Origin of the sequence: Flavobacterium sp. ENC, assembly GCF_020991415.1 — a bacterium.
GTDB lineage: Bacteria > Bacteroidota > Bacteroidia > Flavobacteriales > Flavobacteriaceae > Flavobacterium.
In genome coordinates, this window is record NZ_JAJMOY010000001.1 from 719,622 (window position 1) to 743,045 (window position 23,424).

Annotated in this window: 25 protein-coding genes; 7 read left to right on the top strand and 18 right to left on the bottom strand. The window is 33.8% G+C overall.

All coding sequences use genetic code 11. From position 1 onward, the window contains the following. The first annotated feature begins 39 nt into the window (after positions 1-39). Complete coding sequence (locus tag LPB89_RS02980; RefSeq protein WP_127338094.1) at positions 40-1,092, top strand: ferredoxin--NADP reductase; 1,053 nt, start codon at positions 40-42, stop codon at positions 1,090-1,092. Between the two features lie 72 nt (positions 1,093-1,164). Here the strand turns inward: LPB89_RS02980 and LPB89_RS02985 are convergent, their stop codons facing one another. After that, positions 1,165-2,172 (bottom strand): glycosyltransferase family 9 protein, encoded by a 1,008-nt coding sequence (locus tag LPB89_RS02985; RefSeq protein WP_230700192.1) that lies wholly within the window; start codon positions 2,170-2,172, stop codon positions 1,165-1,167. Between the two features lie 43 nt (positions 2,173-2,215). Then, complete coding sequence (locus LPB89_RS02990; RefSeq protein WP_230700193.1) at positions 2,216-2,821, bottom strand: DUF4254 domain-containing protein; 606 nt, start codon at positions 2,819-2,821, stop codon at positions 2,216-2,218. A 113-nt stretch (positions 2,822-2,934) separates the two neighbouring features. Here LPB89_RS02990 and upp point away from each other — a divergent pair, with 113 nt between their 5' ends. Then, on the top strand, positions 2,935-3,588 hold the full coding sequence (upp, locus tag LPB89_RS02995) for a uracil phosphoribosyltransferase (protein ID WP_230700194.1): 654 nt from the start codon (positions 2,935-2,937) through the stop codon (positions 3,586-3,588). Here upp and LPB89_RS03000 read toward each other — a convergent pair. Then, a complete protein-coding gene (locus LPB89_RS03000; protein ID WP_230700195.1) occupies positions 3,583-4,512 on the bottom strand; it encodes a DUF6427 family protein in 930 nt (309 codons plus the stop codon). The two genes, upp and LPB89_RS03000, sit on opposite strands and share 6 nt — an antisense overlap. 139 nt (positions 4,513-4,651) lie before the next feature. Here LPB89_RS03000 and LPB89_RS03005 point away from each other — a divergent pair, with 139 nt between their 5' ends. Beyond that, the gene (locus LPB89_RS03005; protein WP_154340344.1) at positions 4,652-4,882 is read left to right on the top strand and encodes a uracil phosphoribosyltransferase; all 231 of its coding nucleotides are present in this window, start codon (positions 4,652-4,654) and stop codon (positions 4,880-4,882) included. Here the strand turns inward: LPB89_RS03005 and purD are convergent. After that, positions 4,874-6,148: a phosphoribosylamine--glycine ligase gene (gene purD, locus LPB89_RS03010; protein ID WP_230700196.1), complete on the bottom strand. Its 1,275-nt coding sequence runs from the start codon at positions 6,146-6,148 to the stop codon at positions 4,874-4,876. The genes LPB89_RS03005 and purD overlap by 9 nt on opposite strands. 132 nt (positions 6,149-6,280) lie before the next feature. Here purD and LPB89_RS03015 point away from each other — a divergent pair, with 132 nt between their 5' ends. The 3 genes from LPB89_RS03015 to LPB89_RS03025 are packed head-to-tail and all read left to right on the top strand — an operon-like array spanning position 6,281 to position 8,163. After that, positions 6,281-7,591, top strand: a complete 1,311-nt coding sequence (locus tag LPB89_RS03015; RefSeq protein ID WP_230700548.1) for a phenylacetate--CoA ligase family protein — start codon at positions 6,281-6,283, stop codon at positions 7,589-7,591. Positions 7,592-7,632: 41 nt separating this feature from the next. After that, a complete protein-coding gene (locus LPB89_RS03020; RefSeq protein WP_230700197.1) occupies positions 7,633-7,971 on the top strand; it encodes an ORF6N domain-containing protein in 339 nt (112 codons plus the stop codon). A 30-nt stretch (positions 7,972-8,001) separates the two neighbouring features. Beyond that, positions 8,002-8,163: a hypothetical protein gene (locus LPB89_RS03025; RefSeq protein WP_230700198.1), complete on the top strand. Its 162-nt coding sequence runs from the start codon at positions 8,002-8,004 to the stop codon at positions 8,161-8,163. A gap of 2 nt (positions 8,164-8,165) precedes the next feature. On the opposite strand, the gene LPB89_RS03030 is transcribed toward LPB89_RS03025, so the two are convergent. The 14 genes from LPB89_RS03030 to LPB89_RS03095 all read right to left on the bottom strand — a co-directional run bounded on the left by LPB89_RS03030 (position 8,166) and on the right by LPB89_RS03095 (position 22,925). Beyond that, a complete protein-coding gene (locus LPB89_RS03030; protein WP_230700199.1) occupies positions 8,166-8,933 on the bottom strand; it encodes a glycosyltransferase family 2 protein in 768 nt (255 codons plus the stop codon). 87 nt (positions 8,934-9,020) lie between these two features. Next, on the bottom strand, positions 9,021-10,004 hold the full coding sequence (locus LPB89_RS03035) for a UDP-glucuronic acid decarboxylase family protein (RefSeq protein WP_154340340.1): 984 nt from the start codon (positions 10,002-10,004) through the stop codon (positions 9,021-9,023). Positions 10,005-10,183: 179 nt separating this feature from the next. Then, a complete protein-coding gene (locus tag LPB89_RS03040; RefSeq protein WP_230700200.1) occupies positions 10,184-10,543 on the bottom strand; it encodes a hypothetical protein in 360 nt (119 codons plus the stop codon). A 61-nt stretch (positions 10,544-10,604) separates the two neighbouring features. Then, complete coding sequence (locus tag LPB89_RS03045) at positions 10,605-11,732, bottom strand: glycosyltransferase (protein WP_230700201.1); 1,128 nt, start codon at positions 11,730-11,732, stop codon at positions 10,605-10,607. After that, on the bottom strand, positions 11,725-12,918 hold the full coding sequence (locus LPB89_RS03050; RefSeq protein ID WP_230700202.1) for an O-antigen ligase: 1,194 nt from the start codon (positions 12,916-12,918) through the stop codon (positions 11,725-11,727). The genes LPB89_RS03045 and LPB89_RS03050 overlap by 8 nt, the downstream gene beginning before the upstream one ends. Then, positions 12,915-13,712 carry a glycosyltransferase gene (locus tag LPB89_RS03055; protein WP_230700203.1) on the bottom strand — a complete coding sequence of 266 codons (798 nt, stop codon included), beginning with the start codon at positions 13,710-13,712 and terminating at the stop codon, positions 12,915-12,917. Before LPB89_RS03055 ends, LPB89_RS03050 begins: the two co-directional genes overlap by 4 nt. Beyond that, positions 13,702-15,087, bottom strand: a complete 1,386-nt coding sequence (locus LPB89_RS03060) for an O-antigen ligase family protein (protein ID WP_230700204.1) — start codon at positions 15,085-15,087, stop codon at positions 13,702-13,704. The genes LPB89_RS03055 and LPB89_RS03060 overlap by 11 nt, the downstream gene beginning before the upstream one ends. Further along, positions 15,088-16,167 carry a glycosyltransferase gene (locus LPB89_RS03065; RefSeq protein WP_230700205.1) on the bottom strand — a complete coding sequence of 360 codons (1,080 nt, stop codon included), beginning with the start codon at positions 16,165-16,167 and terminating at the stop codon, positions 15,088-15,090. It abuts the gene before it with no gap. Then, complete coding sequence (locus tag LPB89_RS03070; RefSeq protein WP_230700206.1) at positions 16,154-17,458, bottom strand: flippase; 1,305 nt, start codon at positions 17,456-17,458, stop codon at positions 16,154-16,156. Before LPB89_RS03070 ends, LPB89_RS03065 begins: the two co-directional genes overlap by 14 nt. A 69-nt stretch (positions 17,459-17,527) precedes the next feature. Then, entirely contained in the window at positions 17,528-18,064 is a 537-nt protein-coding gene (locus LPB89_RS03075; protein WP_230700207.1) for a hypothetical protein, read from the bottom strand. A 144-nt stretch (positions 18,065-18,208) separates the two neighbouring features. Further along, positions 18,209-19,201: a hypothetical protein gene (locus LPB89_RS03080; RefSeq protein WP_230700208.1), complete on the bottom strand. Its 993-nt coding sequence runs from the start codon at positions 19,199-19,201 to the stop codon at positions 18,209-18,211. A gap of 10 nt (positions 19,202-19,211) precedes the next feature. Next, positions 19,212-20,891 carry a hypothetical protein gene (locus LPB89_RS03085; protein WP_230700209.1) on the bottom strand — a complete coding sequence of 560 codons (1,680 nt, stop codon included), beginning with the start codon at positions 20,889-20,891 and terminating at the stop codon, positions 19,212-19,214. A gap of 38 nt (positions 20,892-20,929) precedes the next feature. Then, complete coding sequence (locus LPB89_RS03090; protein WP_230700210.1) at positions 20,930-22,414, bottom strand: GH3 auxin-responsive promoter family protein; 1,485 nt, start codon at positions 22,412-22,414, stop codon at positions 20,930-20,932. Beyond that, the gene (locus LPB89_RS03095; RefSeq protein WP_230700211.1) at positions 22,404-22,925 is read right to left on the bottom strand and encodes a peptidase; all 522 of its coding nucleotides are present in this window, start codon (positions 22,923-22,925) and stop codon (positions 22,404-22,406) included. The genes LPB89_RS03090 and LPB89_RS03095 overlap by 11 nt, the downstream gene beginning before the upstream one ends. A gap of 211 nt (positions 22,926-23,136) precedes the next feature. On the opposite strand from LPB89_RS03095, the gene LPB89_RS03100 reads away from it, so the two are divergent. Further along, positions 23,137-23,319, top strand: coding sequence for a twin-arginine translocase TatA/TatE family subunit (locus tag LPB89_RS03100; RefSeq protein ID WP_230700212.1), 183 nt, complete (start codon positions 23,137-23,139; stop codon positions 23,317-23,319). Positions 23,320-23,424: the final 105 nt, after the last annotated feature.

Sequence of the window (23,424 nt, forward strand, 5' to 3'; positions counted from 1 at the left end):
TTAGCTGTTCTTTGCTACTTTTGCAGAAAATATAACATCATGCCTTCATTCTTAAAACTCATCATTAAAGAGGTTAGACGTGAAACTGCCGATGCGGTTTCTGTGCTTTTTAATGTTCCCGAAGAACTAAAACCGGACTATAAATTTATTGCCGGACAATATATAAATCTAAAACTAACTCTTGACAATCAGGAAATTAGACGCGCTTACTCTATTTGTTCCGCGCCCGAAAGCGGTGAATTGAGAATTGCGGTAAAGGCCGTTAAAAATGGTTTGTTCTCGCAATTTGCAAACACAAAACTAAAAGCCGGAGATGTTCTTGAAGTGGGTCATCCTGAAGGAAAATTTACCTTCGAACCGGATGCTGAAAGACAAAAAAATTATGCTGCTTTTGTAGCAGGAAGCGGAATCACTCCTGTTCTTTCTATAATCAAATCGGTTTTGAAAAGTGAACCAAAAAGTTCATTTGTATTGGTTTACGGAAACAGAACTCCCGAAGAAACGATCTTTCACCAGGAATTACACGATCTGCAGTTACAGTACGTAGGACGTTTATTTGTACATTATGTCTTCAGTCAGGCTAAAGCCGAAAATGCCTTGTTTGGCAGAATTGAGAAATCGGCTGTAAATTTTGTATTGAATAACAAACACAAAGAATTACAGTTTGACAAATTCTTCTTGTGTGGTCCGGAAGAAATGATCGATACTGTATCCGGTATTCTGAAAGAAAAAAACATAAAAGAATCCGCTATTAAATTTGAACTTTTTACGTCTTCTTCCCAGGAAAATCAAATCAGCACTTCATTAGAAGGCCATACAAAAATTACGGTTTTGGTGGATGATGATGAAGTTACTTTTGAGATGTCCCAAAAACAAACTATTCTTGACGCAGCCTTAAAACAAGGAATTGATGCTCCTTATTCCTGCCAGGGCGGAATTTGCAGCAGCTGTCTGGCGCGTGTCACAACAGGAACTGCTGAAATGACTAAAAATTCCATCTTAACCGACAGAGAAATTGCATCTGGGTTAGTTTTAACCTGTCAGGCGCATCCAACATCAGATACTATTTATGTAGATTTTGATGATGTTTAGTTGTTGAAATTCCAAAATAAAAAAAATCCAAATTCCAACTTAGATTGGGATTTGGATTTTTTTTATTGGAATTTAAAGTAAATTTTGAATCTTCTTAACTATTTTCTTAGGAGAAATTGTTCTCATTGCTTCTTCATAACCTTCCACTATTTTATTTCCATAAACAGAGGTTGGTAGTTTTGGATACATATTTCTATCTGAAACCAAAGCATTTTCAGGGTTTTGATTAAAGGGTAAAAATCCGGCGTACGGATGCGTGGCACCCCAAAGTGTAATTACTTTAACACCCAGCATTGCAGCAATGTGAGCATTTCCGGAATCCATGGAAAGCATTACATCAAGATTGCTGATCAATTTTAATTCCTGTTGGAATTTAATTTTTCCTGCCACATTTATTACATTTTTAAACGGCTCAGAAAGCGAATCCAGAATTTCGATTTCTTTTTTTCCTCCTCCGAAAAGCAAAATAGTATGATCTTTATTTTCGGCCAGTTTTGCAATTACTTCCTGCATTAAATCCAAAGGATATACTTTAGAATCATACTGCGCAAAGGGTGCAATTCCGATTAGTTTTTGATAGTTTTCTCCAACTACATCCGTTATTTCTGCGCTTAAAATTGCTTTTTTTGGAAATTCAGGATGTGATAAATTTACAGGGAAACCGATTTCTTCAAACACTTTTGCATGCCTTTCAAACATGGTTGGCAACTGTTTGAAAATTTTATTTTCCGGACGCGTTAATTCTTTTTTTCCTTCACGGCCTTTATCCACAGTGGCTCTTTTTTTTCCGCTTAAAGCGAAAAGCAAACTCACTACTTTAGATCTCAGCACATTGTGTAAATCCGCAAAAGCATCGACTTTGAGTTTTTTTATGTCCCTGAATAATCTCAAAAGTCCGGGGAAACCTTTGTGACGTTTTTTTTCATCAAAAGCAAAAAATTCAAGATTTGGTATTCCTTCAAAAAAAGGTTTAAAAAAGGGACGTGAAATTACGGTAAGTTTCACCGTCGGATATTGTTTTACAAAAGCGCGTAAAACAGGAACCGTCATGGCGACATCTCCCATTGCGGAAAGTCTCATGACGGCTATATGTTGAATCGTCTTAGGCAATTTTGCTGTCAAACTATTTTTTGTTTTGGTATAAAACAGGGTTTAATTCATCATCATTGTACATTTTCATTTGTTTGTACACTTTCATGAATTTATCCCCACTTTCAATGTCGGCAAGTAAGTCATCAATTGCGGTAGACAAATCGCTTCTTTGCTCTAAAAGGATATTTAATTTTTCCTGACATTTATCTCTATGCTCTTGTGAAGCCTCTGCACGAGTAGCTTCTTCATGCATGTGATAAATTTTTAATGCCAGAATAGACAATCGGTCAAAAGCCCAGGCCGGACTTTCAGAGTTGATTTTTGCACCATCTTTTACCTTCACATCACTGTATTTTTGAAGGAAGTAACTGTCGATATATTCTACCATATCGGTACGTTCCTGATTAGAGGCATCAATTCTTCTTTTAAGCGTTAAAGCGGCTACCGGATCAATCTGCGGGTCACGGATAATATCTTCAAAATGCCATTGAACAGTGTCAATCCAGTTTTTTAAATACAATAAATGTTCAAATTTATCTTTTGGAAAAGGGTTGCTTATAGGTTGATCAACATTATCAAACTGATGATAATCTTTTATGCTTTGTTCGAAAACCGAATATGCTAATTTTGAAAACATGTCTTTATTTTTTAGAGATACAAAGATACTTTTTATACTTTTATAGTGCGAAAAAAACGTTTAATTTTTCGTTATTAATAAAGATTACTCCCAAACAATTCTAAAAATTCAATATGAAAATTCATTATATCTCTGAAGACAACAGTGTGCTCAACCATTTTTTAGGTCAGATTCGAAATATAAATGTTCAGAACGACAGTATGCGTTTCCGAAGAAATATAGAACGGATCGGCGAAATAATGGCGTATGAACTGAGCAAAACCCTGTCGTATAAAAATGTTGAAATTCAGACGCCGCTGGGCACCAAGAAAACAACTGAAATAAGCGAAGACCTGGTTTTATGTTCTATTCTGCGTGCCGGGTTACCACTGCATAATGGGTTTTTAAATTATTTTGACCATGCTGAAAACAGCTTTGTTTCGGCCTGCAGGCATCATCCGAATAATGATGATGCTTTTGAAATTCTGGTTGAATATCAGGCGCTTTCGAACCTGAACAATAAAACGGTTTTGCTGCTGGATCCCATGCTGGCAACCGGTCAGTCTATTGTTGCTGTTCATGAAAAACTAATTGAGAATGCAACGCCAAATGAAATTCATATTGTAGTTGTTATTGCCGCACCGGAAGGAATTGCACATCTCGAAAAGAACCTTCCCGAAAATTGTCATTTATGGGTTGCTTCTTTAGACGAAAAGCTTAATGAGAAAAATTACATAGTTCCCGGACTTGGAGATGCAGGCGATCTTGCTTACGGAAGTAAATTATAGCTGCGAGAAAAAGGTAAACAAACTACACGCAATCAGTACGTAAAATACAATTTCGTTGTTTAATTTTTGCTGCATATACTCTACATGGCTAGATGCCATCATGGTTAATGGTGCAATACTAAACAACAATAAATTATTGCTTTTGTCAGGGGAAACAATAAAAACAATAACCGCTATAAAAAAACAGGCAATTATTTTTTTGTAGGATGAATGTACAATCTGCGGCCTGTTTGAAAAGGTGCTTAAGATTGAAAACACGAAAAACAAAGCTACTGCCGTGTATATGGAAAGTGCCCCGTTTTCGTAATTGTTCTTAAAATAATCCAGCCTAAAATCGACTACTGCACGTTTTTCAAAAAATTCAATGGCATTAATATGGAAAATTAATGATATCAGTAAAAAAATCACGGCAACGGCCAGAAGGGCGATAAACGGCAATACCCAGTTCCTGTAATCACGGGAAACGTGAAAAATAATGGATATAAAAACCAATATCAGGAAAAGAATACACCAAAATTGAAATAAAGAAGCTACTAAAATCCAAAAAGAAGCGTCGAATATTTTTTCTTTTGAGGCTTTCAGAGACTGTAAGGAAATCAGTCGCCTAAGGGCCAGTAAAAGAAAAAAGTTCGCATATATTACATTCGGATCATTGAATATGGTAGGGAAAAATAATAAAAACAATAAGTAGAAAAAGATCGAATAACCATTGTCTTTGCTGAGTCCGTTCTTTTTTACGATGAAATTAATCAGGAAAAAAGAGGCGAAAACAAAACACAAAAGACTCATTTTCTGAAACGCTAAAAATGAAGAACTCATCCATGATGGTTCCTGAATTTGAAAGAGAAAAAAGAAAACCAGTATTAAAATTACAACCAATGAATAATTTAATGGTGTAGATTTTTTAAAAACACTTGTTATCATAAGGATATTTTATACTTTTGTGATTGTAAATATAATACTTGTTTAAAAGGAAAACCAACAAGTTGAAAAAAGATTCTATCAATTGAATTTTATCTTCAATGCGTTACAAAATAATAAATAACATATAATTTTATAAATTATGACAGCTTTTTTTGAAGGAATACAATACTTATTTGTTAACATTTTATTTGCCCCACTTGACTTTTTACGTCGTTTAGAACCGGTTACCTGGTTTGGTGCAAACACAATTAACTGGATATTCATGATTATTTGTTCTGCAGCAATCGTATACTGGATTAAACAATTACGCATTTTTGATGCTGCAGGAACAGAAAACCAGGATACTACGGCTCACTCTTTTTTAAAGTAAGTCGAAGCCAATATCTTTTCTAAAATACATCTTATCAAAATTTAGTTTATCTATGTTTTGGTAAGATTTTTTTATGGCTTGTTGAAAGTCGTCTCCATACGATGTTACGGTTAATACACGGCCTCCGTTGCTTAAAACATTTCCGTCTTCTAATTTTGTACCCGCGTGGAAAACAATAGAATCTGTAATGTTTTCTAAACCTGAAATTACTTTTCCTTTTTCGAAATCTTCCGGATATCCGCCTGAAACCAGCATAATTGTGGTTGCGCTTCTTGGATCAACTTCCAATTCGAAAGTATCTAATTTCTGATCGGCAACAGCCAGGAACAATTCTACTAAATCAGATTTTAACCTCGGCACTACTACTTCGGTTTCCGGATCACCCATTCTTACATTGTATTCAATAACGATTGGCTCATTTTTTACATTAATCAGACCAATAAATACAAATCCTTTATATTCAATTCCGTCTTTCTGAAAACCTTCGATTGTTGGTTTTACGATGCGTGTTTCGATTTTTTCCATTAAAACAGCATCAACGTATGGAACTGGGGAAACAGCTCCCATTCCGCCTGTATTTAGTCCTGTGTCGCCTTCTCCTATTCTTTTGTAATCTTTGGCGGTTGGTAGAATCTTATAGCTTTTACCGTCTGTCAGCACGAAACAGCTTAATTCGATTCCGTCCAGAAACTCTTCGATTACTACTTTTGAACTCGCTGCACCAAACTTTTGGTGTACCAGCATATTTCGTAATTCTGTTTTGGCTTCTTCAAGGTCCTGAATAATCAGCACTCCTTTTCCGGCCGCCAGACCATCTGCTTTTAAAACATAAGGCGGCTGCAGCGTTTCTAAAAAGTCACATCCTTTTTCAACTGTTTCCGCAGTAAAACTGTCATAAGCAGCAGTTGGAATGTTATGTTTCATCAGGAATTCTTTTGCGAATTCTTTGCTTCCTTCTAATTGTGCCCCTAATTTAGACGGTCCAATAACCGGAATATGTTTTAAACTTTCGTCGTTTTTAAAATAATCGTAAATACCTTTTACCAATGGATCTTCCGGTCCAACGACAACCATTTTTACATTTTCTTTTAATACAAATGCTTTTATCGCATCAAAATCGGTTGGAGACATTGCAACATTGGTGGCAATACCGGCAGTTCCTGCATTTCCTGGTGCAACAAAAAGTTTTTCGCAAAGCGGACTCTGAATCATCTTCCATGCAAATGCATGCTCTCTTCCGCCTGATCCCAATAATAAAATTGTCATGTGTTGTTGTATTTAGTTGTGGTGCAAAAATAATTGCTTTTGTACGTAAAAAATAATTAAATCTTAAAAAGTTCTCGATTCTGCACCGATACTAATTGTAGAATATTATTTTTGATGAAAATTATCCCTCAAATGATTTCTCTTTTCGACATTTCGCTTCAATTGAATGGTTTTCCAATACAGAAAGCAAAAGCTGATCTGGCAGCCATTACGCGTCTTTCGGAAGAAGAGTTTTTAAAATTTCTTGAAAGACAAAAACACGAAATTGTTCATTTTCATTTGCACAACAATCCCTTTTATAACGAATTAACGGGAAGTAAAATTGTTCAGCAATGGGAAGACCTGCCTGTTTTAAACAAACAAAACCTCCAAAAGCCATTGCAGGAGCGGCTTTCAAAAGGGTACACCACAAAAAATGTCTACGTCAACAAAACTTCCGGATCAAGCGGAACTCCTTTTGTTTTTGCGAAAGATAAATATTCACACGCCTTAACCTGGGCTTCGAATATTATGCGTTTTGGCTGGTTTGGAATTGATTTCAATCATTCCTATCAGGCACGCTTTTACGGCATTCCGATGGATTTTTTCGGGTATCACAAAGAACGTTTTAAAGATTTTTTAGGTGGCCGTTTTCGATTCCCGGTTTTCGATTTATCAGACGAAATTCTGGAAAAGTTTCTGCAGAAATTCAAAAGAAAAAAATTCGATTACCTCAACGGATACACAAGTTCGATTGTTTTATTCGCTAAGTTTTTAGAGCAAAAAAATATTGTTTTAAAAGAAATATGTCCAACCCTGAAAGCTTGTTTTGTGACTTCGGAAATGCTTTTTGAATCGGATAAAAAATTGCTGGAAAAACAATTCGGGATTCCTATTATCAATGAATACGGTGCTTCGGAACTGGATTTAATCGCTTTCGAAAATCCTAAAGGCGAATGGCAGGTGAATTCGGAAACCCTTTTTGTTGAAATTTTAGATGAAAACGACCGGGTGCTGCCGTACGGAAAAGAAGGCCGGATTGTGATTACTTCTTTATTCAACAAGGCAACCCCATTTATCCGGTATGACATTGGAGACATTGGAATTTTAGATGAAAAAAGCACGCTTCAGAAACCAATTCTGAAAAAACTTACCGGAAGAACCAATGATATTGCCCTTTTACCAAGCGGAAAAAAATCGCCCGGACTGACTTTTTATTACGTTACCAAAAGCATTATTGAAGATGATGGGAATGTCAAAGAATTTATCATCAAACAAACTCAATCAGATACATTTGAAATTGAATATGTGAGCGCTAAAGAGCTGGATTCGAATCAAATTCAAAAAATAAACGAAGCGATTGCCTTGTATCTTGAACCTGACTTAAACTTTACATTTACCCGAAAAATGGTTTTGGAAAGAAGCAATCGGGGCAAATTAAAGCAATTTAAATCGTATTTATAATATAAATAAAATCTTACATTTGTTTTTTTTATTTAAAACTTATGGACGATCAAATTTTACTTACCGAAGAAACAATTTCTAACAAAATATACTTTATACGCAATCAAAAAGTAATGCTTGACAGTGATCTGGCAATGCTGTATGGGGTTGAAACTAAAAGATTAAACGAGCAGGTTAAAAGAAATTTATCCCGATTCCCTGAAGATTTTATGTTTCAACTCACTGAAAATGAATATGATTCTTTAAGGTCGCAAATTGCGACCTTAAAGAAAGGACGCGGAGCACATCAAAAATACTTGCCTTTTGTTTTTACGGAACATGGAATTTTAATGTTGTCAAGTGTTTTAAAAAGCGACAAAGCCATTCAGACGAATATTTAGATTATGCGGATTTTCACGAAAGTGCGACAAATGCTTCTGGACACCACAGAAATAAAAGTAGACATTCTCCAGATTCAAAAGAAACTGGAAAATCACGATAAAAATATTGAATTGGTTTTTTCTTATTTAGATGAGCTGACCGATAAAAAGGAAAACGAAAGTGAAAGAGTCAAAATCGGCTATAAAAAATAGATTTAAATCTTTTTTATATATCCCGGTTTTATAAACAACTGTGTGATTAAAAAACGAATCATCAGCAAACCAGCAGATACAAAATTATAACCATGGAAATCCCGATAAACGCCAAAGTTGTGTTTAATCAATTTGAATTTTGAGGACGAAATGGAATCTTTTCTGATTCGGTAAAAGGCCAGAGGCTCGGGAACGGGTTTCGTTGTTTTAATCTGTTTTAAAATCGTAAGCCACAATCGCCAGTCCTGTCTTTTTTGAGATGCCGGTAAAATTATTTTACCGAAATATTCGGCATCGTAAATTGCGGTTAGATTCCCTACGTAATTGCAAAAAAATAGCTGTTTGTACGTCAGGTTTAATGGTGCTTCGACTCTTCTGTTTAAATCTTTACCTTCTTCATCAATGCACTCATAAAAACTAAAGGTAAACGGTAAATTATTTGCTTTTAGAAAATGTATTTGCTTTTCCAGCTTTTCAGGAAACCACAGATCATCGGCATCGAGATAGGCAATATATTTTCCTGTTGCTTTTTCTAAAGCTACGTTTCTGGCAAAACCATTTCCGGAATTTTTCGACAATTTAAACAATTTTATTCTATCGTCTTCTTTGGCATATTTCTCAATTATGGCAACGGTCTGATCTGTTGAAGCATCATCTGCCAGAATCATTTCCCAGTTTTTATACGTTTGTTCCAGAACCGATTGTAAAGTCGATTCGATAAACTTCTCCGTATTATAAGTAGGGATGATAATTGAAACTAATTCGTTCATTGGGGATAATTGCTTTGAAAATTTCTGCTTTAATTTAAAAATAATCAGCCCGGATTCTATTGTGAAATCCGAGCTGTAGTAAGGTTATTATTTTATATAACTTGAAAAATCTTTGTGTTCTTCTTTTGAAAGTTCTTCTTTAGAAAGTGACCTGAAATAATCGTACGTGATTTTCATTCCTTCGGCACGATTTACTTTTGCTTCCCAGCCCAGTAATTCTTTTGCTTTTGTAGTATCGGGCTGACGCTGTAAAGGATCGTTTACCGGTAAGGGATGATAGACTACTTTTTGATTCGTTCCGGTCAGTTTTATGATTTCCTCTGCGAAATCCTTAATGGTGATTTCGTCCGGATTTCCAATATTTACAGGATACACATAATCGGAATGCAACAATCTGAAAATACCTTCTACCTGATCATCGACATAACAAAAGGAACGTGTCTGCATTCCGTCACCAAAAATGGTCAAATCTTCACCTCGTAATGCCTGGCCTATAAATGCCGGAATAACACGCCCGTCGTTTAATCGCATTCTTGGTCCGTACGTATTAAAAATACGGACAATCCTGGTTTCTACTCCATGAAAGGTATGGTAGGCCATGGTAATCGATTCCTGGAAGCGTTTTGCTTCGTCATAAACACCACGCGGACCAATTGTGTTTACATTTCCGTAATATTCCTCTGTTTGCGGATGCACCAACGGATCTCCGTACACTTCAGAAGTAGAGGCAATCAGGATTCTGGCATTTTTAACACGTGCCAGGCCTAATAAATTATGTGTTCCCAATGATCCCACTTTTAAAGTCTGAATTGGTATTTTCAGATAATCAATAGGGCTTGCCGGTGAAGCAAAATGCAAGATATAATCTAAATCACCAGGCACATGTACAAACTTTGTAATATCATGGTGGTAAAATTCGAAGTTTTCCAATTTGAATAAATGCTCAATATTTTTAAGATCTCCGGTAATCAGATTATCCATCCCAATAACATAATAGCCTTCCTTGATGAATCGGTCACACAAATGCGATCCCAAAAATCCTGCTGCTCCGGTAATAAGTATTCTTTTCATAGTAATTATTTATACTTCGCAAATGTAACTGATTTGAAAATTATAAAAACTATTCTGAAAAAAAACTGTGTGAAATTAATTAATGCTACTACATCCAGATTTGAAAAGTAAAATCATATTGTACTTTATTCACGGAATAATGAGTTATAAAAAAAGTAATAATTAAAATCTTTTCATATTCAATTTCTTTTTAAGCGAAAAATATATGATTCATGGGGTAAAACTCTTTTAGACATAAACAAAGTATCTCCAGTTATTTCTATTGAAAAGAAATTTAAATTCCCTTCAATAGTAAATTTTGAGCAGTCTTCATCTAAAGTATATCTACTCATTTTTTCATCAACTGTAAGCGTTCCATTTTCATTGAAAACCCAAGTTTCAGATTTATCTTTTGAGTCAATTCCGAAAGGAAGTTGCATATAATATGTCTTCCATTTTCCGTAAATTTCTTTGCAGTCATTTGTCTTTTCCTGACAATAGAAATGAAGGCTGCTTAATAAAAAGAATAAAGATATTGTTCTGGGTATAAAATTTTTCATTCTGCTTTATTATTTATTTTAACTTCTAATAAATATTTTTTTTTTATGTTGTTCAAAAATATTATCTCTTTATTTGGTCTCTATAAATAAATTCTAAATCATTTATTTTTTCTAAAATATTATGATTCATCTCAAATGTCTTTTTGGCATTTTTTGAAAACTCATGGTATGCATTTTCATCATTCAGCAACGTTATGATTTTTTCACAAAAGTTCATGGTGTTATTATCTTTTACGGTATATCCGTTAAAATCATCTTTAATCAAGTCTTTGTTTCCATCACAGTCCGAAACTACCCCCGGTATCGATAAAGCCAAACTTTCAATTATGGCATAAGGCAATCCTTCATATCTGGCTGCAGACAAATATAATTTTGATTTACTAATTATATTTAAAACATCTTCACGTGAAGTCCAGTTTAAAAGCGTTACGTGCTCTGTTAAATCTAACTTGGAAATCAATTCCTGTACTTCTTCTAACTGGTCTGCATGGTGTCCGACTCCCAATAATACCAGATGCATTTTTTGCGTTTTATTGATTTCATATAAAACACGAATTAACTCCTCTATGTTTTTTTGATAACAGGGTCTGCCAACCGTACAAAGATACTCGTCCGGCCATGTTTTTGGTATCGAAAGTTCTGATATATTTTTAATTGGCTCAATTGCATTATTAAAAAGCAGCGTTTTTGCTACGGGAAAACCAACATCTTCCGTTGCTCTGTTTAATTCTGACTCCGAAGAGGCGAGTAAAACTGAATTTCCTTTTGAAAGTATTTTTTCGACAGTCAGAAAAACAAATCTTTTTACTTTGCTGTCTGCACTCAGGTAAGAAAATGCCTGTGGCGTATGAAGTACTTTTATACCAGTTAAAAATCCAACAACTCTTCCGATTACTCCTCCTTTTGTACTATGAGAATGGATAAGATCCGGTTTTTCTTTTCTAATGATTCTTAAAGCTCTTACAATGGCGAGATAATCATTTTTCAATGATATTGATCTGTATATTGGAAGGGTATAATCGACAATACTTGTAGCATTTTTATCTCTGAATTGTTCTTTTATATCTGTATCCCCATGAATCACAAAACATTCAAAATGTGAAGGGTCAAGATTTTGAAGTATTTGTCGTAATGAAACATCAACACCGCCTACGGAATGAAGAATATGGGCAACTTTAATTTTATGCATTACTAACTTTCTTTTGGGGAACCAAATTTAGAATAAATATCGCGAACAAATAACATCCAAACTGTCTATAAAATATGTTTTCTACAAAAAAGAATAACAAAAATGATATTGCGATTGCAATTGCAAAAAAGTTTGATTTTGCCTCGTAAAACAATTTTATAAAAAAGCTTATAAACATTAGCAGGCCCAAAAGACCACCAATTAGATAAAAATCTATAAACTGATTGTGGGAGTTGAATTTCTCAGAAAGAAAATATTCTTTTTTCGATTGGTTTTCTATTGTAGTGGCATAACAATCCAGGAAATTATTTGTGATAGTCTCGTATCCGCTGAATCCGGATAATAGAAGAAATTCCTTTTTTCCTGTCATATTGTTGGCACAATTCCAAATCACAATTCTTGGTTCGTAATCTGAGGCTACTTTTAGAGATTCTTCTATATTGTTTTTGATGAAAAATCTTTCGGATATGTTTTTGTTCGTCACCACAATAATTCCAAATAAAACGATGATCGATGCCGTAAATAGTATTTTTTTATACCATTGAACTTTATAATAAAAAAGAAAATAAACAACAGCAATGCAAAATATTGTAATAATGGAAATTCTGGCAGAAATTAATATAATAAACGACAGTAGTACTATCGCGTTGAGTATGTAAATCCATCTTTGTTTTGTTGCGACAACTGCTTTTTCTACTGACAATAAAAATCCTAAAACAGCAACAAAACCAATATAAGGGCGCTCCAGAAGTAATAAATTATTAACCTCAGCGGTATTTGCAAATGGCAATGTATGGTTTTTATAAAAAAACATTCCAATTAAAAACAAGGAACTCACGATACAGGCGTTTATTCCCAAAAGGATGAAAAGTTTAAACTTTTCAACATCTGTAATTTTACGTAAGATAAGGGAGAACCAAAAAAGCAACAAAATCCCTTTGTAAACTTTCAAATCGTATACTATACTACCATAAAAAAGCGATTTAAAAAAGAGATATAACAATAATACAAATAAAATAGATCCGGCAGAAAATGTCTTTTTATAGTCTTTTAGGTTGAGATCCTTCAGATATAAAAGGGATAAAAGCACCAATAGGATATTGGGCAGTGCTTTTGAAAAAAAAAGCGTCAGAATCAAGATATAAATGAGATACTCAAAAGCATTCTGTTTAATTAAATTCTTCATTTTCTAATTTTTTTTACAGCCAAAATCAAATTATAGGGAAGAAACAAGAGTACATAATTTCTAAGCAATCCGTAAATTGGATAGAAACCAAAATAAAAGTGTTTTTTTATAATTGTAATTCTGCTTCTCACCTGCTGTTTTCTTTTTTTTAGTGAAATGCCGTTTGCATTGATTTCAATTTGTGTTAGATACTCTTTAATATTTGCCATTTTGTATTTCTGGGAAATCGTAAAGAAAAAAGCATAATCTTCTGCGAATTTATGGTTTAAAGGGTATAATCCAACACTATCCAAAATTTCAGAACAAAACATCACGGCAGGATGAATCAGCATCGAATTCAAATACATTTTCTTTTTTATATTGCTGTCATCCAGGGGCAAATTAATCGAATATAGAAAATGAGCATTTGTGTCGACAGCCAACACATTTGATCCCACAATTTTCACCTCCGGATTTTCTTCCAGAAATGCTTTTTGAACAGCGAACCTCTTTCCAAGACAGCTATCTCCACAATCTAATCTTGCGATGTATTTGTATTTTTTTTCAGTACTAGTTCTTAACCCTGAATTTAAAGCTGTTTCAATTCCTTTATTATTTTCTAAGTATTCGAATAGTACAGTTCCTTTCGCTTTAAAATTTGACCGCACGATATCTTCGTCAAATTTATCCGAAATACTTCCGTCATCAACAATTATAATATCAATTTCTTCGTCCGGATCAATAGAACGCAATGATTTAAGTAATCCTTCAGAATTGTTATAATATGGGATTAGAAGGACAGTACTATTGTTCATTTTTCAATGCTTTTAGTTTATACCTTAATTGAATTAAAATAGCAAGACATAACCAGACAATGTACATTCGGAACGTATCAATCTGAAGCCAGTTTATGTATAATCCTATCAGTGTAATGAGAATAATTATAGTTAAGATTTTTTCTTCATTCTGAGTATTTTTCATAATAATTATTGTTTCTCTCAGGGAAAAATAAAGCAACAGAAAAAAGAGAAGAAAACCAACTAATCCTGTTTCTGCCAGTAATCTTGTATATAAATTATATCCCGGAGGAAACGTTTTTTCTTTCTTGTTTTTGTAATACAATTTAAACTCGTAATTGTTTTTTGTTGCCCAACCCGGATAATGGGTCCTGTTGTGATAGGCTTGTTGCCCAAATCCAACTCCTGCGACTGGGTTTTCCTTAAAAACCTGTATCGATGCATACTGTATTCCAAATCTGGACTGATTGGAAACACTTTTAGTCAAATTGTTTTTAAAGTCTAATGATTCCATTTTTTCCGTAACGGACTTTATTACTTTTTCGCCGTTAAAAGCTAACAGCACAGTAAAAATTACAGCAAAACCAATTAATGCTTTTTTTATATATGTCTTAAATCGAATGTCTTTGTATAAAAAAAATGAAAAAATCAGCAACTGAAAAAATATTACAATTAATCCTGTCCTTGATCCCGAAAAGTATGTCAGGAGTAATACTGCAATAGTTGGTAAAAATTTGGTTGGTTTTTTGTTTGTCAAAATATAGCTAAACATCCAGCCGGCTATACTTATTAAGTAAATGGCAAGAAATGGAGGCTCGTAGGAAACAGAAGAAATCCTTCCTTCAGGATGAAGATGTACTTCTGAAAAAGGAAAATAATCGAACAGATTTAAAACCGGATAAAAGATTCTAAACCCAAAAACAATTACCAAAGTTTCGAGAAAACCATATATTGAAGCAATGATTAAAGAGTATAAAAAAACTTTTCTGATTTTAAAAAGTATTTCCTTTACTTCCATTTTTGCTAAAACATTTATATATAAAATCAGGAATATAAAACTTGAAATAATTAATGCAAAATACTGTCGTATAAAGCGGTTTATTCCGGTGGTGTGTTTAAAATAATTAGAACTAATTGTATTCAGGTTTACTAAAAATGTTATGATGCACCACGCCAAAAACAAGATCACACACTGAAAAAGTATGTTTTTATAAGGGATAATAATTTTTTTAGAATAAAAGGTATCTGCTGCTAAAAATAAAAATCCACCAAATAAAAAGAGCGCTCCGGATTCGCTTTTAAATTCACCCAGGGCAGAAATACCCTCGTATTCATTAAAAGGAAAGAAGAACAAACCTAAAAAAAATAAACCTGTATATATTTTTTGCAGCACTTAATTGTTTTTGGTTAATTTATTTAATTTTCTAATCGTTTCAGAAATCATTGGATGATACCCCACCCGAATACTCAACATTAAAAAAAACAGCAGCATCGAAGATTTTTTAATTATTACTTTTAAAACTATTTTCTCATATATTCCTTTATCAGCGATTACTTCCTGATGGTATTTTTTGGCTGTTTCATAAACATCAGGATGAAATACCATTCGCTTTACATACTTAAATTTCGCTTTAAACGAAGTTTTGGTTACCCCACATTTATAGACCAGATAAAAAACTCTCTGAATAAATCGTACCGCTTTTAATTCCTCTATTTCTATATCTGAAAGCGTAAGATTATATTCTTTTTTATAATCGAAATAATATTTTTCAAGCGCTTTAGAAAAGTAATCGTTTTCTATGGTTAATCTGGATTTACTGGTAGCAACTTCCCGGTAATAATACCCCGCATAATCCATAAATAAAACGTTTTCTGCTTTATGGAAAGCTTGTATATTAAACATATTATCTTCTTCAATAACTCTGTTTTTAGGAAAATGTATGTTATTCACCTCCACAAAACTTCTTTTATAAATTTTATTCCAGACGGCAAATAAATCCTCGGTTCTTAATAGATTCGGAATTATTTCAGCCTGAATAAATGGCTGCCCGTAAAGAATCCCTGCATCAAAAACCGAATCTTTAATAATATATTTTCCGTCTCTTCCTAAAATGGTTTTAGAAACTACAATGTCCAAATCATCTTTTTGGGCTGTTTCATACAAACGCTCAAACATATCGTTTTTTACAAAATCATCATTGTCTAAAAACCCGATATATTCTCCTTTTGCAGCTGCAATTCCGGCATTTCTTGCCTCGCTTATCCCTTTATTAACCTGATTGATTACTATAATTCTACTGTCTTTTTTTTGGTATTCACCAATAATGCCCATACCATTGTCTGTAGATCCATCGTTGACAAAAATAAATTCGCATGCGATTAACGTCTGATTTATCAGCGATTCTATGCAATCCTGCAAGAACGCTTCCCCATTATAAACGGGGATAATTACACTGACTTTAATTGAATTCATTTTTATTTCTATTTTCAGCTATCAAATCAATCTCTCTTTTTGCAAAATACCACATTCCTGCAACTATTACGATCTGAGTGATAATGAGTGTAATGGCTGTCCCTAACTCTTTATAATAATACGTAAGCAATACATTAATGCCCAAATTTAGAATTGTAGCGTACAATATCACCCGGAAATATAAATTATCTTTTCCTAAATTTAAAAGGATTTGTTTTCCGTACATGGAGTCTAAAAAGGAAAGCAATGGTATAAGTATTAAAATTTTAAAGAGAATTACTGCCGAAACCATTTCAGCTCCGTAGATTATTTTTATAATTTGTGCTGCAAAAAAGAAACATATGACAATAAGAACAGAAAATAAAAAAGCACCATATCTCGTGATCTTTTGAATTTTTTGAATCGTACTGTATTTATCCAGGCTCATCTCTTTGGAGAGGTATGGAAAAAGTGTATTAGAAATTGGTGTCTGCAAATTTCCTATAGCTCGTGCCAGTTTTTCTGCTGCCGAAAAAAATCCTACCGCCTGATTTCCTGCAATAATGCCCAAAATTAAGGTATTGGTATTGGTAAATAAAGAGATTTTTAATTCTGATAAAAAAACATATTTACCCTTATTTAATTGCTCCCTTATCTTTTTGAAAGGTTGAAGCTGAAACCTGATATTGAAATCTTTCCGGAGATAAAACAATGAAAAAATTCCCGCAGCAATAAAGCCCAGTGCATTAAAAACCGGAACAAGATAATAATCGGATTTGTGTTTTATAAATATAAAAAGCGCAATTGTAAAAATGATTTTCGTTACTAAATTCAGATACGTAATATATTTCATTTTTTGAATTCCCTGAAAATACCAAACCGGAAAAATTGCCTGGCCAAGAATAGATCCGAATGAAAACAAATAAACGATCCAATAGGTCCTGAAAATTTCAAAAGCAAAAACAATTCCCGTCATCAGGATAAAACTCAATACTACCAAAAGCAATTTGGCTGACATAATCTGGTTGAAAATTTCATTTTGCTTTTGCGCATTATCCATTACCATGGAAACATCTCTTGTTCCTGTAGCATTAAAGCCATAGTCGGTAATAATTTGAAAATAGGTGATAAATGCAAATGAAAAAGATAATAATCCAAAATATTCAACTCCCAGCACCCTTATCAAATAAGGGAGTGTAATTAATGGCAGAATTAAATTCAGACCTTGCAGTATGGAGAGATAGACAAAATTTGAAGCTAAAATTTTGTGTTTTTTATATTGTTGAAATATATCAAAAAGTTTTAGCTTCAAAATTTTAATTTAGGTTATAAAAAAAGGCTATGATCAGATGAAATAGCCTTAAAAATTATTAGGAAGAATTTACATTTTAGCGCCTCTGACTTTTTCCAGTTCAGGATAAATTGCCGGCTTAGTTAAGAAATAAGGATCATAGCTTTCACCTTCCTTAACAAATGTTGCAGTTCCTGATGCGTCATCAAACTTTATAAATTCGTTTGGTGTGAAATATTTTGATAAATCTTTTTGCTCTATCTTAAAAGTTCTTCCTTCAAAACTTAATGTTACAGAATTGATTTTAACAGGCTCCTGATCTTTTTTTGAACTGATATCAAAGCGGATATCATTTGGTAAAATTCCCTCAGGAACACTAAATGTTATCGTTTGCGGTTCATCTTTTCCTTTTACTCCGTAATAAACGGTGTTTTTATCATCAAAAAAAGAAATGGAAGGGTCTTTATAAAAAAGTATTAATTCATCATCTTTTTTGATGTCTAAATCTACAATTACATCAAATGTATTTGCTTTAACTTCTTCTACAGGTTTCTCTTCCTCTTTGTTTTTACAGGAAATTAAAGAAACTATAACTAATAAATTTAAAAGAATTAATTTTGTTTTCATTTGTAATTTTTTTGGCAAAAATATATTTTTTTTAATATTAAATTATAAAAATGTTTATATAATTCATTGTTCGTAAATTTCAAAAAAAACAATTGCTGCTTTTATTAAATAATTTACTGTTTTTCAATCACTTATACTTTATTACTAATTTAAAGTACCTGAAACTTTTTTACGCTGCTGTCCTTTATAAAAAGAATTAAAAGCATTCAAAAATACAAATAGCAAAACAAATACCAACGGTAGTAAAAGTTTTAAATTTCCATTGATAAATTTCGGTGCCTCAATATTCATGGTTACACTGCTTTCCTTAATAATTTTATCAAATCCAATTAACTCAATTCTATGGGTTCCCTGTTCACTCAATAACACGTCTTTGGTTTTTATGATGTCATTGAGCTGTGAATTTTCATTGTTGTACAATAATTTATCACTTCTGTTCGAATATTTAGTCGCACTTGAGAAATTACTCAAAACGCCGTCAATCTGATTAATTATGGAATCGTTTTGTCTAATCTTTGAAATTGTATTGGTATAAACTTGTTTTTGAATTTTTTTGAAATAATCCGATGTATTCAGATAGGCGAACAATGGTGCTATAAGTTTTTCCTCAGATGCTTTTTTCTTCGTATAAATAATTATTTTCTGAAAAGGATAGTTTTTACTTGTTGTACTCTCTTCAATTACTTTGTTGACATCCCCGTCTTCTGCTAATAACTTGAGGAGTTCGAAATTTTCCGGTTTATTCTTAACAAAATTATAGACATCCGTAATGGGTTTTATTTTAATTTCATTTAGGTTTTTCGGCTCTTTAATACCTACAATTTCTTTAAGGAAAACCGTATCACCGGATATAATTTTTGATTCTAATAAATCAATTTTCGAATATAAATAATCAACACTTCCAAAATTTGGCGTTACGATGATTTCATTACTATACGCTTTTTTAGTATCTAAATACAATCCTACAGCAAACCCGGCCACTATTAAAATTAAAACAATAACCCAGTTTTGGACAAAAAACTGAATCCCGTTAAAAATAGAAGTTTTAACCGATTCAAAAAATCCGCCGATTCTTTTTGAAATCTGTGCTAAATCAATTTCCTGATTATCATCGCTTTGTGGTACATTTGTACTCATTTATAAGGTTCTATTTTAGGTTGAATATTTGTTCTAAAATTTTGATGGTAATCAGATAAGTTGGTTTTACGCCTGTTGTACCCAATCCGCCTGAAGCCAGCGTACTTCCTGTTTCCAATGGATTATCTGAGGCATAATAGGCATATCGTACCTTTACATCATGCGGCACACTTTTTCTGATTTTCGATGCCGACTGTATCGCTTTCTGATAATAGGAACCTTCCATTTCAAGTCCGATTACGCCCCAGGTTGATTCGTGAAAAAACTTCAGTAAATCCCTGTTTTGCAATGATGTTCCTAAAACGGTGACCATGGCGCCTTCAAAAACGGCAATGTCATTTCCTTCAAACATGGCTCCTGTCAATTCATTTTCGAAGAAATAATTATCAGCTGTTCCCTCATTTATATGGGCGGTCGGGATCATGATATCTCCTTTTCCTCCCTCTAAAATTCCGGCTTTACCCATTATTGATACCGATTTTACTTCTAATAAAGTATCTTTTTTATACGGTTTCAGAAGTTCATCAATCGTTTCATATGCCTGTTCTCCAAAAGCATAATCCATTACAATAATAACCGGTTTCTGATCGTCTGTTTTTGCTTTGGGAAATGCTGTCTTTGCCCAGTCAATTTTAGCCGTATCAAAAATCTGAACGTCAATATTTGTTCCTGATGTATCCGGCAACGAAATCATTCCGTTTTTCAGGGCAAGTTCTTCCACCAGTTTTCTGGTTTCTTTTGCCCCTGACTTACTTAATTCCTCATAGATGAAAAAATCAGATTTGTCCTTGAATTTCGTTTTCAGCAGGGGAGTCGCAAAAATAGAATTCATTACACTATGCATATTGGCACTGATCACGTGAATCGGTCTTTTTAAAAGACTGTTTGCCTTCAAAACTTCCTTGATGTTAGTCGCCCAGATTTCTCCGTGAATATGGTGTCCTAAGCGTTCTCTCAAAACCGGACTAAAAGTGATGGTTCGTTTATTATTCTCAATCACTTCTTCGATCGCTAATTTTCCCAGCCAGTAGATGACATGCAGGAAACGGTCCGGTGCTTCATCAGAACCGAAAGTGTCATAAATGTCTAAAACTTCCTCAAAAGTTCTTGCCAGGATATTCGCCACGTGCGAAATTGCTTTTTCTTTTTCGATCAAAGACAATTTTTTGGTTTGCATGACCGCCTGCTCCAGCTTCATCCAGTCGCGGGAAACTTCACCGCCGTCATCTAATAAAACCCTGTTTTTTATTTTGTGGGATTCTATGAAGATAAAAGTCAAATGTGTAAGAATATCATAAATATCTGATCGGCCTCTGGTGATTTCAACATTCATTTGCTCCTCATCGATTCGATAACAATTTCGTCTTCTTTTTGGAGGAACGATCGCCTCAAAGTGCGATTTGGAATATCCTTCGTCTGAAGTCAGGTTAATAAATCGGCATTGCTCAATTCCTATCGGTAAACGTTCTATAACGTACAAAAGTCCGTTTAGCTCTACTTTTTCTTCCCCTATGTTTCCGTAGATTTCAGGGCGTAATGCCAATAAAGATTCACGTAAGCTATCGCCCGAAACGCCCATTGGTTTGTAAAAACCACGGTTGAATAAGTGGCGCATTGTAATGTACATTTTTTCAATTGCCGCAGAGGATTCCTGCGCTCTTGATCTTGATATATGTTTGGTTTCTTTCATGCTTTGTTATTTTCGAACTTACAAATGTAAGTTGTTTTCTATTTTAAATTATCTGCAATATCCCTATTATTTGACAATCTCGGAATTTTATTCTGGCCGCCCAATTTCCCCTGCGATTTCATGTATTCCTGAAATCCGTTTTTGGAAACTTTGGTAACGACCACTTTTCGCAAAACGTTTCCTGTTATTAAATCGTCATAATAAATATTCTGTTTGCGCATGGCGCTGTCAATTGCTTCAGCAAAAACGTCGATATCTTGAGGTTCGTTTTCAAATTCTACAAACCATTCGTGATAAGGCAATCCGTTAGATGGCGTAATTTGAGGCGCCACGGTAAATTCGTTAATTACAATTTCGGTGCCCTGCGTTGCTTCTTTCATGGCATTTTCTACTTCACTTGCAATAACATGCTCTCCAAAAGCGGAAATATAATGTTTGATTCGTCCCGAAACGATGACGCGATGTGGAAATAACGTAGTAAACTGAACGGTATCGCCAATATTATAGCGCCATAGCCCGGCGTTTGTGGAAATGATCAACGCATAATTGACACCGGTTTCTACTTCCCCAATCGTATAGCTTTTTGGGTTTTCCGTAAAAAATTCGTCTGCTTTAATAAACTCATAAAAAATTCCGGAATTTAATAACAACAGCATTCCTTTTGATTTTTGAGAATCCTGATACGCAAAAAATCCTTCTGAAGCCGGAAACAATTCAATACTGTCTACTTTTCTGCCAATCATGCTTTCGAACTTCGCGCGGTAAGGTTCATAATTAACGCCTCCGTAAATAAACAGGTTAAAATTTTTGAATAACTCCCCTATTTTTTTGCCACCGCTTTTTTCCTGCAGACGCTCAAAGTACATTTGCACCCAGGAAGGAATCCCGGAAATAATGGTCATGTTTTGGTCGATCGTTTCCCCGACAATGGCATTGACTTTCGTATCCCAGTCTTCAATACAATTCGTTTCTAAAGACGGCATTCGGTTTTTTTGTAAATACTTTGGAACAAAATGCGCTGCTATTCCGGATAATCTTCCAAATTTAATTCCGTACTTTTCAGTTAAAATGGGGCTTCCCTGCAGGAAAATCATTTTCCCGTCGACAAAATCAGCCTTTCCGGTTTCATGTATGTAATGCAAAATGGCATTTCTGGAAGCTTCAATATGATACGGCATTGACTCCTTCGTCAAAGGAATATATTTTGCCCCGGAAGTGGTTCCTGAAGTTTTGGCAAAATAAAGCGGTTTGCCTTTCCATAGAATATCTTTTTCACCCGTTCTCACCTTGTCTATATAAGGTTTCAAGTCTTCATAATCCCGTACAGGAACATTTTTTATAAAATCGTGAACCGTTTTTATGGTATCAAAATGATGATCCCCGCCAAAAGCAGTGTCTCTTGCATCCTTTATTAAACTTTTAAATACGGCAAGCTGGGTTTCAACCGGTTTATTGGCCCAGGCCTGGGTTTTGTAGTATATTTTGCGGGCAAATAATTTTGCCGCTATTGCTTTAATTGACATTTTTCTGGATCTTATTTTTTGTCACTTTTGTTTTATTCTGGTCTTTTTCTTCCGATTCCTTCTCTGTTTTTGCTACTTCTTCCCTTAATTTAATTTCTTCCTCAGAAGCTTTCATATCAAGATCCGGCGTTTCTTCTGTTTCAGACAGAATGGAATCTTTATTAAATTTCGCATACTCCAGTTCACCTCTTAAAACTTTCTGGATTCCTTTTATATAGAGTTCATTTTTCTTTAAAGCCCTTTCCAGTGAATCGGATTTTATTGCTAATTCTGTTGCATTTTTCTTTAGCTGAGAAGAAGAATATCCGGGAATAAATTCCCGTAAAGAGGTAAAAGCAATGATGAAAGTGGTGATTAATATTAAAAATATTCCGCCAAGCGAAAAAACAACAAAGACGTTCATCAGGGTCAGTTTGAATGAAAAAATCTCTTCAAAGGTATCTACATTCAAAATTACCAATCGGTTTTTGATGAATAGTTTTTTTCTGAAATTAAATTTCTTCTTAGTCATTTTAGGTTGTTTACACGAGCAAATATAAGAATTAATCACTGTGTTGCTGCGTATCAAAATTAAGGGAATGTTCTTAAATTATAATTTTAAAGAATATTTAACGCTATTAAAACCAAATATTTTAAACCAAATACACTTGTTCTTCGTATATTCTATATACATTTGCGGTAAAATTAGAAAACAATTTGCTTAGGCATTAAATATACAAACCATGGGAAGATTAGGTCTTACAGAAATCCTCGTAATAGTAGGTATCGTGATATTACTTTTTGGAGGTAAAAAAATTCCGGAATTAATGAAAGGTTTAGGAAGCGGAATTAAGGAATTTAAAAACGCTGCCAAAGATGATCAATCAGCTCCTGCTGTAAAAAAAGAAGAGGAAGAAATAAAATAATATCCTTCAACTTATCGAAAATCCCGGATAACAATTATAAGATTGTTATCCGGGATTTTTTTTTATGCCCAATTTTAAATTCGGCAAAAATTTCTTGTATGCCTT

Excerpts from the sequence above, each read along its gene's own strand:
- LPB89_RS02980 (WP_127338094.1), top strand. The coding sequence starts at position 40 with ATGCCTTCATTCTTAAAACTCATCATTAAAGAGGTTAGACGTGAAACT.
- LPB89_RS02985 (WP_230700192.1), bottom strand. The coding sequence starts at position 2,172 with ATGAGACTTTCCGCAATGGGAGATGTCGCCATGACGGTTCCTGTTTTA.
- LPB89_RS02990 (WP_230700193.1), bottom strand. The coding sequence starts at position 2,821 with ATGTTTTCAAAATTAGCATATTCGGTTTTCGAACAAAGCATAAAAGAT.
- upp (WP_230700194.1), top strand. The coding sequence starts at position 2,935 with ATGAAAATTCATTATATCTCTGAAGACAACAGTGTGCTCAACCATTTT.
- LPB89_RS03000 (WP_230700195.1), bottom strand. The coding sequence starts at position 4,512 with ATGATAACAAGTGTTTTTAAAAAATCTACACCATTAAATTATTCATTG.
- LPB89_RS03005 (WP_154340344.1), top strand. The coding sequence starts at position 4,652 with ATGACAGCTTTTTTTGAAGGAATACAATACTTATTTGTTAACATTTTA.
- purD (WP_230700196.1), bottom strand. The coding sequence starts at position 6,148 with ATGACAATTTTATTATTGGGATCAGGCGGAAGAGAGCATGCATTTGCA.
- LPB89_RS03015 (WP_230700548.1), top strand. The coding sequence starts at position 6,281 with ATGATTTCTCTTTTCGACATTTCGCTTCAATTGAATGGTTTTCCAATA.
- LPB89_RS03020 (WP_230700197.1), top strand. The coding sequence starts at position 7,633 with ATGGACGATCAAATTTTACTTACCGAAGAAACAATTTCTAACAAAATA.
- LPB89_RS03025 (WP_230700198.1), top strand. The coding sequence starts at position 8,002 with ATGCTTCTGGACACCACAGAAATAAAAGTAGACATTCTCCAGATTCAA.
- LPB89_RS03030 (WP_230700199.1), bottom strand. The coding sequence starts at position 8,933 with ATGAACGAATTAGTTTCAATTATCATCCCTACTTATAATACGGAGAAG.
- LPB89_RS03035 (WP_154340340.1), bottom strand. The coding sequence starts at position 10,004 with ATGAAAAGAATACTTATTACCGGAGCAGCAGGATTTTTGGGATCGCAT.
- LPB89_RS03040 (WP_230700200.1), bottom strand. The coding sequence starts at position 10,543 with ATGAAAAATTTTATACCCAGAACAATATCTTTATTCTTTTTATTAAGC.
- LPB89_RS03045 (WP_230700201.1), bottom strand. The coding sequence starts at position 11,732 with ATGCATAAAATTAAAGTTGCCCATATTCTTCATTCCGTAGGCGGTGTT.
- LPB89_RS03050 (WP_230700202.1), bottom strand. The coding sequence starts at position 12,918 with ATGAAGAATTTAATTAAACAGAATGCTTTTGAGTATCTCATTTATATC.
- LPB89_RS03055 (WP_230700203.1), bottom strand. The coding sequence starts at position 13,712 with ATGAACAATAGTACTGTCCTTCTAATCCCATATTATAACAATTCTGAA.
- LPB89_RS03065 (WP_230700205.1), bottom strand. The coding sequence starts at position 16,167 with ATGAATTCAATTAAAGTCAGTGTAATTATCCCCGTTTATAATGGGGAA.
- LPB89_RS03075 (WP_230700207.1), bottom strand. The coding sequence starts at position 18,064 with ATGAAAACAAAATTAATTCTTTTAAATTTATTAGTTATAGTTTCTTTA.
- LPB89_RS03080 (WP_230700208.1), bottom strand. The coding sequence starts at position 19,201 with ATGAGTACAAATGTACCACAAAGCGATGATAATCAGGAAATTGATTTA.
- LPB89_RS03085 (WP_230700209.1), bottom strand. The coding sequence starts at position 20,891 with ATGAAAGAAACCAAACATATATCAAGATCAAGAGCGCAGGAATCCTCT.
- LPB89_RS03090 (WP_230700210.1), bottom strand. The coding sequence starts at position 22,414 with ATGTCAATTAAAGCAATAGCGGCAAAATTATTTGCCCGCAAAATATAC.
- LPB89_RS03095 (WP_230700211.1), bottom strand. The coding sequence starts at position 22,925 with ATGACTAAGAAGAAATTTAATTTCAGAAAAAAACTATTCATCAAAAAC.
- LPB89_RS03100 (WP_230700212.1), top strand. The coding sequence starts at position 23,137 with ATGGGAAGATTAGGTCTTACAGAAATCCTCGTAATAGTAGGTATCGTG.